Origin of the sequence: Calothrix sp. FACHB-168 (assembly GCF_963889195.1) — a bacterium.
Taxonomy (GTDB): Bacteria; Cyanobacteriota; Cyanobacteriia; order Cyanobacteriales; family Nostocaceae; genus Aulosira; species Aulosira anomala_A.
In genome coordinates, this window is record NZ_CAWPNJ010000001.1 from 269,329 (window position 1) to 282,565 (window position 13,237).

Sequence of the window (13,237 nt, forward strand, 5' to 3'; positions counted from 1 at the left end):
TTTAAGACAGTCGCCACTGTCAGTACAAGTATTAAAAATATTGAAATAACTGGTATATTTACGCATGATTACTGAGATACAGGAAAAAGCAGCCGAAATAAGCGATAATTTGTGATATGAGCTACATTTTACCAGTAAGTTTACACAATCTTTATACATCTGCTTCGGAAATCTCGTTAGACTCCTGTGTAGTACCTCATTGAATATTTAAAGGTTGCATCTAGGCTTAAGTTAAATTACTGATTTGCCGAATATCAGGTATTTGTCATGCGATCGCGCGATCGCATGAATAATTTTGTGTCACCACTTACCTTTGTTTTCGCAAAGGTATGGAGGGGATTTTGATGAAATTTACAGGTCATTCCATCATCGATTGATAGCTGAAAAATCTTCAAACCCAACAAGGATATTGCAATTATGGCGATTATTTCAGGAACCAACAGTAACGATACTTTAAACGGGACTGCGGGAGATGATACGATTCAAGGCTCCGGAGGTAATGATTCCCTTTCTGGAGGAGGTGGAAGTGACCTTTTAGAGGGAGGGATAGGCAATGATACCCTCATTGGTGGTACAGGTAACGACCAATTTGTCTTAGAGTATTTCAATGGTTCGACTTTGACACAAAACCAAGATTTAGTCGTTGATTTTACTCAGGGACAAGACAAAATTGATGTCAAAAAAATTGGCATTAGTGATTACCAAACTATCCTGACTCTCGCCAGTAATGATGCCACAGATAATGCAATTATTAGCACCCGCTATAACCTGGCTAATAGCAATTACTATTACCGCCTGAAAATTGATGGCTTGAATAAAAGTCAACTACAGGCTAGCGATTTCATCTTCAATACAAATAGTGCCAATGACACGATATCAGGTAGTAATAATGATGATGATTTATTTGGTGGTTTAGGTAATGATAGCCTTGTCGGTAATAATGGTAATGACCGTTTGTTTGGTGAACAGGGTAACGATAGATTATTAGGCGGATTAGGCAATGATACCCTCTATGGTGGTGCAGGTAACGACCAATTTGTCTTAGAATATTTCAATAGTTCGACTTTGAAGCAAGACCAAGATTTAGTCGTTGATTTTGTCCAGGGACAAGACAAAATTGACTTGAGAAGTGTGGGGATTGGGACTTACGAAACTCTGCTGACTCTCATCAGTAATGATGCCACAGATAATGCAATTATTAGCACCCGTTATAACCTGGCTAATAGCAATTATTATTACCGCATGAAAATTGATGGCTTGAATAAAAGCCAACTACAGGCTAGCGATTTCATCTTCAATACAAATACTGCCAATGACACGATATCAGGTAGTAATAATGATGATGATTTATTCGGTGGTTTAGGTAATGATAGCCTTGTCGGTAATAATGGTAATGACCGTTTGTTTGGCGAACAAGGTAACGATAGGTTATTAGGTGGATTAGGTAATGACACCCTCTATGGTGGTGCAGGTAACGACCAATTTGTCTTAGAATATTTCAATAGTTCGACTTTGAAGCAAGACCAAGACTTAGTACTTGGTTTTGTCAAAGGACAAGACAAAATTGACTTGAGAAGTGTCGGGATTGGGACTTATGAAACTCTGCTGACTCTCACCAGTAATGATGCCACAGGTAATGCAATTATTAGCACCCGCTATAACCTGGCTAATAGCAATTACTATTACCGCATGAAAATCGATGGCTTGAATAAAAGTCAACTCCAATCTAGCGATTTCATCTTCAATACAAATACTGCCAATGATACGATATCAGGTAGTAATAATGATGATGATTTATTCGGTGGTTTAGGTAATGATAGCCTTGTTGGTAATAATGGTAATGACCGTTTGTTTGGCGAACAAGGTAACGATAGATTATTAGGTGGATTAGGTAATGACACCCTCTATGGTGGTACAGGTAACGACCAATTTGTCTTAGAATATTTCAATAGTTCGACTTTGAAGCAAGACCAAGACTTAGTACTTGGTTTTGTCAAAGGACAAGACAAAATTGACTTGAGAAGTGTCGGGATTGGGACTTATGAAACTCTGCTGACTCTCACCAGTAATGATGCCACAGGTAATGCAATTATTAGCACCCGCTATAACCTGGCTAATAGCAATTATTATTACCGCATGAAAATTGATGGCTTGAATAAAAATAATCTTCAAGCTAGCGATTTTATCTTCAATACAAATACTGCCAATGACACGATATCAGGTAGTAATAATGATGATGATTTATTCGGTGGTTTAGGTAATGATAGCCTTGTCGGTAATGGTGGTAATGACCGTTTGTTTGGCGAACAAGGTAACGATAGATTATTAGGTGGATTAGGTAATGATACCCTCTATGGTGGTGCAGGTAACGACCAATTTGTCTTAGAATATTTCAATAGTTCAACTTTGACACAAAACCAAGATTTGGTAGTTGATTTTGTCAAAGGACAAGACAAAATTGACCTAAGAAATGTCGGGATTGGGACTTACGAAACTCTTCTAACTCTCACCAATAATGATGCCACAGGTAATGCAATTATTAGCACCCGCTATAACCTGGCTAGTAGCAATTATTATTACCGCCTGAAAATTGATGGCTTGAATAAAAATAACCTCCAAGCTAGCGATTTTATCTTCAATACAAATACTGCCAATGACACCATATCAGGTAGTAATAACGAAGATGATTTATTCGGTGGTTTAGGTAATGATAGCCTTGTTGGTAATAATGGTAATGACCGTTTGTTTGGTGAACAAGGTGATGACTATTTACAAGGTGGTTTAGGTAACGATACTCTCTACGGTGGTGCAGGGAATGATACTCTGACTGGCGATGCAGGTCAAGATAGATATTTATTCCAGGGTAGTGGAGCCTTTACTAGTGCTTTAGGTGTCGATTACATTAGCAACTTTGAAGCGGGACAAGACCTAATTGTTCTCAGTAAATCTACTTTTACTGCTGTGATTAATAGTGCGGGACAAGCTTTAAGCGACTTTGCGGTTGTGGCTAACGATCAGTCTGTTAACGCTAGTAATGCCCGAATTGTCTATAGTCAAGGTAGTGGTAGTCTATTCTACAACCAAGATGGTAATCTTTTGGGTACAGGTCAAGTATTTGAATTTGCTCGTTTAGGCAATTCTAATATTACTTTGGCTAGTAGCAATTTTAGTTTGGTTGCTTAGTACTTTGGGACATCCAATTTTTTAAATACCCAATCAATTTGTAGTGCGAGCGTCTCGCTCGCTGGTGTTCAAAAGTGAGTAAGATGCTCGCACTACGGAATTTGGGTAATTTATTTTTTGTAAGTCCCTTTACTCTACTTAGTTGTCATAAATTAGTGATTATATCCCCGACTTCTTCAAGAAGTCGGGGATATGAATTAGATGTTATTTTTTATTTAGTAAAACATCTGCGATCGCCTGAGAAATTGGTAAGCCAGGACAGCGTTCTAGCCAGAAGAACTCACCAACAGGATTGACTTCTAAAAATACATGACGATTATCTGGCGTTAACAAAATATCAATTGCACCGTAATTTAAACCCAATTCCGCCATCAGTTTCAGCAGTTTTGATTCTACATCCTCTGGTAATTGATATGGTTGCCAAGCATCAAGTAAGGCGATTCCTTCTTTTCTCCAATCATATTGTGCTGTTTTCAAGGCTTGGGAATCAACGGCGGCGGTAAATATCTGTTTACCGACAATTGTTGTGCGTAATTCTAGCGCTTTAGGAATTTTCTCCTGAAAGGTCATCGGACAGAAGCGTAACCCGTCTAAATGTTGTAAATCTTCAGCCGTAACCGGATTAGTAAATACTACTTTCTCCTGTCCTTGTTCATCATAAATCGCAAAAGAAGAAAGCATTTTGGTAATGATACCCTGCTCGCATTCCTCAGCAAATTGCTTGACAGCTATGGGGTTATTTGTGGTTAAAGTACGCGGTGTATCTAAACCGATTTCTCTAGCTATTTGTATTTGTAATTGCTTATTTTCAGCGCGACGGATATGAGGTAGCGAATCGAGGTGAAATCCTCGGATACTAGCAATCATTCCGAGAACAGTCACGCGAGATTCTTGCATAGAAGCTTGTCGCAGTTGTGTATCCATTGTTGGCGGAATTTGCGCCGCGATCGCAATTCTGCGATACCAAACCGCAGATACTTTATTTAAATCTAGCTGTTGGTCTGCATCGGTGAGTATCAAGCGTTCATTTTTGCCATAATACACATCTAGCTGTATCTCTGTGGGAAATCTATCTGTATCAAACCGAAATGCTTTACCTCCCCGATTTGCGATCGCTTCCATCACCATCGGGATACTTTCGTTATCTTGACTATAGGTAATAATTAAAACATTCATCTGAATTAAAAAATCTAAAAAAATATCTAAATTAATTACTGTTGACTGTTGACTGTTGACTGTTGACTGTTGACTGTTGACTGTTGACTGTTGACTATTGACTATTGACTATTGACTATTGACTATTGACTATTGACTATGGACTCTTGACTAACGCATCAGCGATCGCTTCTGATATGGGAAGTTGCAAATCTCGTTCCAGCATTCCCCATTCACCTGTAGGGTTCACCTCCAGAAAGACATATTCTCCAGATGGAGTTTGAATTAAGTCAAAAGCGCCGAATGTTAAGCCAAATTTTCCCATAAAAGCCTGAAGACGCTGAATAATTTCCTCAGGAAGTTGATGATTGAGCCAAACGCAAGTCTCTGCTGTTCCTTTGCGCCAATCTACTGTGGTTGCATTATATTTGGATGCGTCTAATGCGCCAACAAAAACTTGACCATTTACATACACTACTCGCAGTTCTTGCTGTTTAGGAATTTGTTCTTGAAAAACCATTGGACAATAACGCAGAGTTTCCAAATCTGCTAAATCTTCCTCTTTCACTACACTGGTATAAAGAAAGAAAGAAGAACCTTCCATACTATAGGAAAGAGGTGTTAATAGTTTAGTCACCATCTTTCCCCCTACATGAGCAAAAAATTCTTTTACTTGTTGAGGGTTATTAGTCACCAGGGTTTGCGGAATTACCAAACCTACCTCAGAAGCTACTCGCAATTGACGTAGCTTGTTTTCAGCAGCATTGATTCGTTGTAAATTATCTACCCAACGCGCATGTTTTAGGCTATCCCAGAAACCATCCAAAGCCGCTAGAGATTCGCGAATACAAGCTTGTTGATATTGGGGAGCTAATTCTTGGTTCAATTGAGCAGGCCAAATTCGCCGCATCCACACAGCTTGCACCTGTTCTGTGCTGATGGACACATCGCCGTATTCTAGCCTGTGACTAGCTTGAGAATTTCTGATATCAGCTTGAAGTTGAACTGCGATCGGAAATTGATCCGTATTCAGGCGAAACGGTTTGACACCACGTTTAGATAGAGCATCCACAACTCTATCAATAGTGAAATAGTCCCCACTGTGGGTAAGTAATAAAACAATATCACGGGACGGTTGCATAAAACATCTAATTAAACTGTATTTTTTAATTACGAATTACGTAGACGCGGAGCGGCTTCCCGTAGGGTATTACGAATTAGTAATTATATTAAATTATTAATGGTGCGTTGTCCTGCAACGCACCATAGTAAAATCTTCAGTTGAGTCTTAACTAATTTTGTCTATAGTTACAATATTATCGTCACCATCTGATGGATATTTTAGAGTGGTAACAAGTTCATCAGTATCAGAAGGAGCCTTTTTCGTAACTATACCGCCACCACCTTCTTCGTTATCAGAAGGATACTTAAGAGTTACGGCTATGTCGTCTTTTCTAGGTTTAGTAATACCACCACCATTTTCATGATCGGAGGGATACTTCTTGGTAGCAAATCTAATACCGCCTCCGACTCCTGACAATTCTTCTTCAGATAACTCTTCGCTATATTGGCCTTCGAGATAGCGAGCAAAGAATGGTACAGCAGGAGAATCTAAATCGTGTAATTTAATGTCAGACATAAACTTCCTTGTTTGGTTAGTTAAGAATGTAATTCCGCAAACTTCTTGTAAATTTGCAAAAATAAATAATTAGTTAACTGCTACTGTGCAATACATCAACATATAAAATAAGATTATATAAATGTATTTTTTGGTAATATTGAGCGCAACAAATAGTTAAGTAAACTGTATTTGTTTGCTATATGATGTGGATGTATTTACAGCGAATTGCAAGTTGGTGACGTACAGATAATCGTTGATCGTAGGGGCATTGGCACTGCCATGCCCCGAAGCGATTACCTAATTTACCCGATTTATGCTGTGCAATTAGAACATTAAATCGGGTAAAATCATATCCATAAACGCATCTAATTAAAAATTAATCGGCTAATAAATAACTTTTTGCCGATTTTTTCAGTCAATTAGAGATGAATAAATTTATATTTTGTGAGTTATTTCATCAGACTAATTAAATTAAACACATATCTAGCCAATTTGTCTGGCCATTTTGGCTAGTATTTATTTTTTTTATTGTTTTGATACCTATCATTCTGAAAAATGATAGTGACAGCTAAATTCACACAGTTTATGCATGGCATTGCATTCTGCGGACGAAACCCAAAAAACCCCTGGAAATGTTGGGTTACCCTTCTCCTGCGGAGACGCTACGCGAAAGGGAAGCCGCTACTCTACCCTTCGGGAACCCTCTTCGAGGGAACTAGAACGCTCCGCGAACGCGTCTACGTTCCTCAACGCAACCTACGCAGCTAAATATCCTCAAAATCTTGAGTCTACTTCAGTAGGGGCGGGTTAAGCTAGATAGTCGTGAATTATTGGAGTATATCTGTGAACCCGCCCCTACTTGGGCTATGAGCCTTGGAATTTATTCCAAGGCGGGCGACAATGACCAATGACTAATGACTAATGACCAATGACTAATGACTAATGACCAATGACTAATGACTAATGACTAATGACTAACTATTTAGCAATTTTAATTAATAGAAAATAAAAAAACAGGACTAACACAAAGGTAAGTCCTGTTGATAGTTATCAAACTTTTAATCTCAGATTTTCTGCGTGCTACTATTGAGCTTTTTTAGCAGCAACTTGGGCTTCTACTTTAACAGTCTTAACACCTTTTTGTTCTTTAACTAAAGGTTCAATTTTCTTGATGTCAGCTTCAGTGGGAACTGTGCCTTTAACTGTGACTACACCATCTTTTTCTTCAACTACTAACTTGCTACCAGGAATCTTTTCTTCTAATTTGGTGAGAATGGGACTTTTAGCAGTAGTTTTGGTATTAGCAGCAGCTTCTTTTACTGGAGTTTTACCAGTTTCTGTAGTAGTTTTCTCATTAGTTTTGGTCTTTGCAGAAGCCTCTTTTGCTGGTTGAGTGGCTTCATTGGTGTTGCTGGGAGTTTCCGAAGCATTTTTGCTGGCATCTTGACAACCAACAGCACCAACTACAAGAATACTGCTAACTAAAAATGGGATGAGCTTTTTCATATCAATCTCCAAATTGATTACTTGAAGCGAGTCATTAATGTGTGTGTCATGTTGAGGAGCAAATGTTAAAAGAAAATTAAAATTACACAAGTGCCAAAAGCAGCATACAGGTGATGAAAACCTGAAATGTGTGTAACTTCTGAAGGCGAGAATATTGTAGCCAATTCAAGAAGTACTGATTGATTTCAGTTAAGTGTACTGATGAGTCAGACTGTGCCAAAACTTGATGATTTACTATCAGCTAAAAGCAGCCGCTAAGTAGTTTTTTCAAGGTAGGCTATCTGAGTTTTCTCAACAGAAAATAGATTCTAACAGGTTTACATCAAACTTGCACATCATCGTGCAAAAATTAATAATTGGGCATGGGGCATTGGGCATTGGGCATTGGTAATTAATGGAAAATAAGCAATAGTAATTTATTGAGCGATCGCTTTGTGTCTCGCAGAAAAGCCAAAGTTGCGTACTCTCATATCTTCAGTTGCTATTTTCGCGATCGCGGGGGAATTGCGGCTATATTGTTCGGTTATACCACTGTCGCCAGGGCGCAAATGACTATAACCTCGTAAGTAGGTAGTGAAATGCCTTACTTAAGTCGTTGTCAGTTGCTTTCAATCTAGGGGTGAGAACTTGTGTACGAATGGATATTGCCAAGTCTGAGAGAGATTTTAGCTGAAAATCAGTCAAGCGTGGCTGTATGTTCGCCCGCAAAAGCAGAATGGCAGTGGCGTATTAGCCTAGCAGCAACTGAACAATTGCTCATCAATACTTTAGCAACGGCTACAGCTGATGCTAACCAAGGATTAGTTTTGGCTGCACCAGCACCTTTGTTTAGCCCAACAACATTAACTCAAAGCTTACAGACGGTAACCTTCACCGCTAAACCATTCAATCCTTTGGCGCTGATGCCCTTTGAAATGCCTACAGCGTCGGAAATGGCTGATGAAGTTGCGCCCCATGAATCAGTGCTGCCTTTATTGCCTGCCGATCCTTTGGGTAAAGAGAAATTTTGCTTAGTTTTTACAGATAAATTTAAATTAGTATTAGTTTTAGCAGAACACAACAGCCAAACATCATTTTTATTTTCCTTTGAACCAGAGGTAGTAGAACAGGCTTGGCGGGCTTTAGGTGCTAGGGTAATGCTCACTAATCCCGATTATTTTGCTGATTTGGATGCATTAGTAAAAAAATATGCCCCAGTCGCCCCAGATTATCGCACTGTGATGCAGTTTAGCCAGTTGTTGCTGCAAGTAACGCCAGAACCAGATAAGGAAAGTATGCCGGCGGCTGCACCAGTTTCTGCGCCTGTAAATCCTCCTTCTCGCCCAGATGTGGAATTACTGCAAGCTTTTGCCCATGAAGTGCGAACTCCTTTGACTACTATTCGCACGATGACACGGTTACTGCTGAAGCGCAAAGATTTACCAGCTAATGTCATCAGTCGTTTAGAAACAATCGATCGTGAATGTACCGAACAAATCGATCGCATGGAGTTGCTATTTAAAGCGGCAGAATTAGAAACTTCTAATACGGCGAAATCTGCACAGACGCAATTGACAGCGATGTCTCTCGATCAAGTCTTGCAACAGAGTATTCCCCGTTGGCAACAAGCTGCGGATCGTCGCCATTTAACATTGGATGTGGTTTTACCCCAACAATTACCAACGGTTGTTAGTAATCCGACAATGTTAGATAGAGTTCTGACTAATTTAATTGACAATTTTACTCGTAGTTTACCTGCTGGTAGTCATATTCAAGTACATGTAATACCTGCTGGGGATCAATTAAAATTACAACTCTCACCGCAGCCACAGTGTAAGGATCAAAGTAAACCAACTACACCCACACCACCAATTCGTAAAGCTTTGGGTCAATTGCTGATGTTTCAACCAGAAACCGGGACAATTAGTCTCAACATTGCGGCGACTAAGCATTTATTTCAAGCAATTGGCGGTAAGTTGATTGTGCGTCAACGTCCGCAATATGGGGAAGTTTTGACGATTTTCTTACCTTTGGAAGTTAATGCTAAAGATTGGTAAAGTTTAGCGACTTCCAGAAAATAAATTATCCAATTTCCTAGAGAAGATATTCTTATTTTTCCCCCTGCTCCCTGCCCCCTGCCCCTCTGCCTACACAGTGATAGTATATTTTTTTAGTGGGAAGTCCCTTAGCGATCGCGCACGCGGGGTAAATTGACAATAAAAGTTGTACCTTCATTGGGTTTACTTCTGACAGTGATAAAACCACCGCAACGCAAAATTAACTGTTGTGTTACCGTTAACCCCAAACCAGGGCCGCTCGATTCATCTGTTGTGCCAGAACGCACGCGGTAAAAGCTGTCAAAGATTTTGGGAATCTCTGCTTCTGCAATTCCAATCCCCGTATCGCGAACTTCTAGCTGTACATAATCGCCATTGACACGCGATCGCACCCACACTTGTCCGCCATTGGGTGTAAATTTGATACTGTTATGTAATAAATTAATCGCAATCAGCTTTAACCCGCCATTGATGCACCATACAGATGGTAAGTTAGTGGGTATGGTGTAGGCGAGCATAATTCCTTTTTCTTGGGCTACTGGCTGATAAGTACTCACTATCCCAGGAACCAAATCGCCTAAAGATACAGCTTCTAAAGGTGACTCTTGTAAATTGCGATCTAAATGGATTAAATCTAACAACCCACTAATTAAAGAATTTTGGCGATCGCACTGGTTATTTAACATTTGTAAATAACGTTGCCGTTGCGGTGGTTTCAACGTGGGAGAATTTAATAACGACAGTGCGGTTTTCATGTGTGTTAGTGGTGTCCGCAACTCCTGACAAGCATTGCTTAAATATTCATCTTTGGTTTTTGCTTTATTTGTCAGGTTTTGATTTTGCTGCTGTAATTTAGCAATTCGCTTTGTCATTAATTGTCGATCAATTTCATTTTGCCGTTGCACTTGTTTAATTAACAGCTGATTCACCAGTATAGCTTCAGGTATATCAGGACAAATCACATCAGATGCAACGATCGTAGATGCGGATTCGGGAGTTACTACTTGTTTAATCCCATCTAGCACCCTTTGAATGATTCTACCTTCAACAGTTGTCATCACTACTAAAGGCGGAGTTTTTCTATTTCCCCGCCTTAAGGTTTGAGTTTTCCGCCTTTTCAGGGGTCGATGAGCCAAAATTAAACTGCTAAACTCTGGCGATAAGGCGATGAAGAAATATTCTCTTTGTAAATATCTAGTTGGGAATAATTTAATTACCGATTTATCTGGTGATGACTGAAAATTAGTTCCTCTGGGTTCATGTTTGCGCCGTTCATTTAATTGACAATCATAAATTGTCACCGATTTATTGACAGATTTCTCAATAGCAGACTGATAACGCCATAATTCTGCTTGCCAAATTTTTCCTGGCGGTAGTTTCACCCATAAATTCGCGACAATTTGACGCTCAATTAACAGGTCAATTTGTGACCTTAGTATTGATAGCACAGTAGCAGGACTAAGGGGTAATGGTGAGGGAGGCGCTTGCATTGACAAAGCCAACTGATAAATCGACAGATCCTGAGCTAAAGAATCATTCATGAGCCAAGCACAACCAGGAAGGGTATAGAAGGAGAGAGGAAAAGACCATTGTGTCTTTGCTTTTCACCCTAATGTTTACTTTTTTTGCCAGAAAGCTAAGAAAATTAATATTAATTATGAATTCTGGAATATGAAATATAAAACTAATGGAGTGTATCATTTACGTTATGATGTCGCAAGCATCAAGCAGTTGAAATAAATTCAGAATTAACAATTAACGATTAAAGTTTGTTGATATCTTCAAACTCTGCTTTAATTATTTTTTATAGTTATCATTCTTTACACCTGATGGTGGGCATTGCCCACCATCAATTTTAGATTTTTAATCTGGTTTGTAAAGCAGCTCTTGCTTGTTCTCTGTCATCAAAGTGAATTTTTTCTGTACCGAGAATTTGGTAATCTTCGTGACCTTTGCCAGCAAGTAACACCCCATCTCCCGGTTGAGCTTGTAAAATTGCTGTCTCAATAGCAGTAGCGCGATCGCTAATAACTGTGGGATTTATCGTTTCGGGAATACCTGCCAAAATATCTTGAATAATCCTGTCTGGGTCTTCAGTGCGGGGATTATCGGAAGTTACCACCGCTACATCAGCTAATTCGGCGGCGATTTTTCCCATTTTCGGGCGCTTAGTGCGATCGCGATCGCCACCACAACCAAATACGCAAATCATTTTACCGGGAATAAACGGACGAGCAGCTTTGAGCAAGTTCTCTAAGCTATCTGGTGTATGGGCGTAATCCACAATCACGCTAATATCTTGGTTGTCAGCAATCTGCACTCGTTCCATTCTTCCCGGTACGCCAGGAAACTCAGGTATACTAGCTGCCACTAGCTGCAAATCTAGACCTAAGTGTAAAACTGCGGCGACGGCTGCTAAGAGATTTTCTAAATTATATTGACCAACCAAAGGCGAACGAAAAGCTACGTCTCCTTTTGGTGTATGTAAAGTGCCACTGACCCCATTTGGTTCATAATTGAGATCGCTCATGTAAAAATCAGCGCGATCGTTAACGCTGTAACTCCAAACCTTATCTGGACTTAACGATGCAATTAATCTTTTGCCATAAGCATCGTCAGCATTAATTATCGCTCTCCCTTTGAGATAATTGGGACTAAATAACAAAGCTTTCGCCCCAAAATAATCTTCCATATCCCGGTGATAATCAAGGTGATCTTGGGTGAGATTGCTAAATACTCCCACCTCAAACTCACAACCCAATACTCTACCTTGGGCTAAAGCGTGAGAACTCACTTCCATCACGCCATACTCACACCCAGCATCAACAGCTTGGGCTAGCTGTTGTTGTAGTTCCACCGCAAAGGGTGTGGTATGTACCGCAGTTTCGCTAAAACCAGGCCAGCGCGTGTAGAGAGTCCCCATCAAAGCTGTGGGTAATTTGGCTTGACTTAAAAGATATTCAATCAGGTGAGTAGTTGTGGTTTTACCATTAGTACCAGTGACACCAACTAATTTCAGCTTTTTTCCTGGATAATCGTAAAAAGCACCGGCTAATTGGGCACAGGCTTGAGTCATATCACTAGCACTAATGACAACAGCCTGATTGTTAGGCGGATTTTTCTCGGCAGCTTGGGGAGAGACAATCGCCGCTACTGCACCGGAAGCGATCGCACTTGGCCAAAATTCTCCACCATCTACCCTAGTTCCTGGCATACCAATAAACAAATCACCCGCACCACAAGCATGGGAATTTGTTTTCAATCCCTGTACTTCTACATCCGCCACAGCTTGATGATTAGGTAATTGCTCTACAGAATCTATCGCTGCTAGTAATTCCCGCAGTTTCATGTTGTGAACCTCGCCGCACGCTTCTCTTGGGCTTATTCTGCATTATTTTAATCATTAGGGAAATACTTACGCAGCATTTGCTCCAACTGTTGCACGCTAGCACGAGGCGAAGGACGGGGTAAAGGTTGCTCGCTCACGCCTTCCTGTTGGGGGTTGACGAGATATAAAACGGGTATTTCATACTGATAAGCTAAAAACCAATCCTCACTTGTAGTAATATCACGGATTTCTAACTCAAAAGTCAGATTTTGGATTTTTTCCAGCTTTTCCTGCAAACCCTCACATAAATGACATCCCGGTTTGCTATATAAAATCAATCGCATTTGCTGCCATCCTTGCTTGCACTCCCATTTCTACCAGCCATCATAGGGTTAAACAGGATGGAGT

10 protein-coding genes are annotated in these 13,237 nt (G+C 40.0%); 2 read left to right on the forward strand and 8 right to left on the reverse strand.

Features of this window, described 5'->3' with window-relative positions; genetic code table 11:
• The first annotated feature begins 417 nt into the window (after window positions 1-417).
• A complete protein-coding gene (locus AACW45_RS01110; protein WP_190626824.1) occupies window positions 418-3,183 on the forward strand; it encodes a calcium-binding protein in 2,766 nt (921 codons plus the stop codon).
• 204 nt (window positions 3,184-3,387) lie between these two features.
• Here the strand turns inward: AACW45_RS01110 and AACW45_RS01115 are convergent, their stop codons facing one another.
• The 5 genes from AACW45_RS01115 to AACW45_RS01135 form a co-directional block, all read right to left on the reverse strand.
• The gene (locus AACW45_RS01115) at window positions 3,388-4,359 is read right to left on the reverse strand and encodes an MvdD family ATP-grasp ribosomal peptide maturase (protein ID WP_190626826.1); all 972 of its coding nucleotides are present in this window, start codon (window positions 4,357-4,359) and stop codon (window positions 3,388-3,390) included.
• 136 nt (window positions 4,360-4,495) lie between these two features.
• A complete protein-coding gene (locus tag AACW45_RS01120; RefSeq protein WP_190626828.1) occupies window positions 4,496-5,479 on the reverse strand; it encodes an MvdC family ATP-grasp ribosomal peptide maturase in 984 nt (327 codons plus the stop codon).
• Window positions 5,480-5,626: 147 nt separating this feature from the next.
• Window positions 5,627-5,977: a microviridin/marinostatin family tricyclic proteinase inhibitor gene (locus AACW45_RS01125; protein ID WP_190626831.1), complete on the reverse strand. Its 351-nt coding sequence runs from the start codon at window positions 5,975-5,977 to the stop codon at window positions 5,627-5,629.
• A gap of 1,065 nt (window positions 5,978-7,042) precedes the next feature.
• A complete protein-coding gene (locus tag AACW45_RS01130) occupies window positions 7,043-7,465 on the reverse strand; it encodes a BON domain-containing protein (RefSeq protein WP_190626833.1) in 423 nt (140 codons plus the stop codon).
• Between the two features lie 416 nt (window positions 7,466-7,881).
• Window positions 7,882-8,013: a hypothetical protein gene (locus tag AACW45_RS01135; protein ID WP_277880176.1), complete on the reverse strand. Its 132-nt coding sequence runs from the start codon at window positions 8,011-8,013 to the stop codon at window positions 7,882-7,884.
• Window positions 8,014-8,094: 81 nt separating this feature from the next.
• On the opposite strand from AACW45_RS01135, the gene AACW45_RS01140 reads away from it, so the two are divergent.
• Window positions 8,095-9,501 carry a sensor histidine kinase gene (locus AACW45_RS01140; protein WP_190626835.1) on the forward strand — a complete coding sequence of 469 codons (1,407 nt, stop codon included), beginning with the start codon at window positions 8,095-8,097 and terminating at the stop codon, window positions 9,499-9,501.
• Between the two features lie 128 nt (window positions 9,502-9,629).
• Here the strand turns inward: AACW45_RS01140 and AACW45_RS01145 are convergent, their stop codons facing one another.
• The 3 genes from AACW45_RS01145 to AACW45_RS01155 form a co-directional block, all read right to left on the reverse strand.
• Window positions 9,630-11,042, reverse strand: a complete 1,413-nt coding sequence (locus AACW45_RS01145) for a DICT sensory domain-containing protein (protein WP_190626837.1) — start codon at window positions 11,040-11,042, stop codon at window positions 9,630-9,632.
• 314 nt (window positions 11,043-11,356) lie between these two features.
• Complete coding sequence (locus AACW45_RS01150) at window positions 11,357-12,850, reverse strand: UDP-N-acetylmuramoyl-L-alanyl-D-glutamate--2,6-diaminopimelate ligase (protein ID WP_190626839.1); 1,494 nt, start codon at window positions 12,848-12,850, stop codon at window positions 11,357-11,359.
• Between the two features lie 47 nt (window positions 12,851-12,897).
• Window positions 12,898-13,173, reverse strand: a complete 276-nt coding sequence (locus tag AACW45_RS01155) for a glutaredoxin family protein (RefSeq protein WP_190538284.1) — start codon at window positions 13,171-13,173, stop codon at window positions 12,898-12,900.
• Window positions 13,174-13,237 lie beyond the last annotated feature (64 nt).

What these genes read in the sequence shown, in the direction of transcription:
- AACW45_RS01125 (WP_190626831.1), bottom strand. Translation starts at nt 5,977, where the DNA reads ATGTCTGACATTAAATTACACGATTTAGATTCTCCTGCTGTACCATTC.
- AACW45_RS01115 (WP_190626826.1), bottom strand. Translation starts at nt 4,359, where the DNA reads ATGAATGTTTTAATTATTACCTATAGTCAAGATAACGAAAGTATCCCG.
- AACW45_RS01150 (WP_190626839.1), bottom strand. Translation starts at nt 12,850, where the DNA reads ATGAAACTGCGGGAATTACTAGCAGCGATAGATTCTGTAGAGCAATTA.
- AACW45_RS01110 (WP_190626824.1), top strand. Translation starts at nt 418, where the DNA reads ATGGCGATTATTTCAGGAACCAACAGTAACGATACTTTAAACGGGACT.
- AACW45_RS01145 (WP_190626837.1), bottom strand. Translation starts at nt 11,042, where the DNA reads ATGAATGATTCTTTAGCTCAGGATCTGTCGATTTATCAGTTGGCTTTG.
- AACW45_RS01155 (WP_190538284.1), bottom strand. Translation starts at nt 13,173, where the DNA reads ATGCGATTGATTTTATATAGCAAACCGGGATGTCATTTATGTGAGGGT.
- AACW45_RS01130 (WP_190626833.1), bottom strand. Translation starts at nt 7,465, where the DNA reads ATGAAAAAGCTCATCCCATTTTTAGTTAGCAGTATTCTTGTAGTTGGT.
- AACW45_RS01120 (WP_190626828.1), bottom strand. Translation starts at nt 5,479, where the DNA reads ATGCAACCGTCCCGTGATATTGTTTTATTACTTACCCACAGTGGGGAC.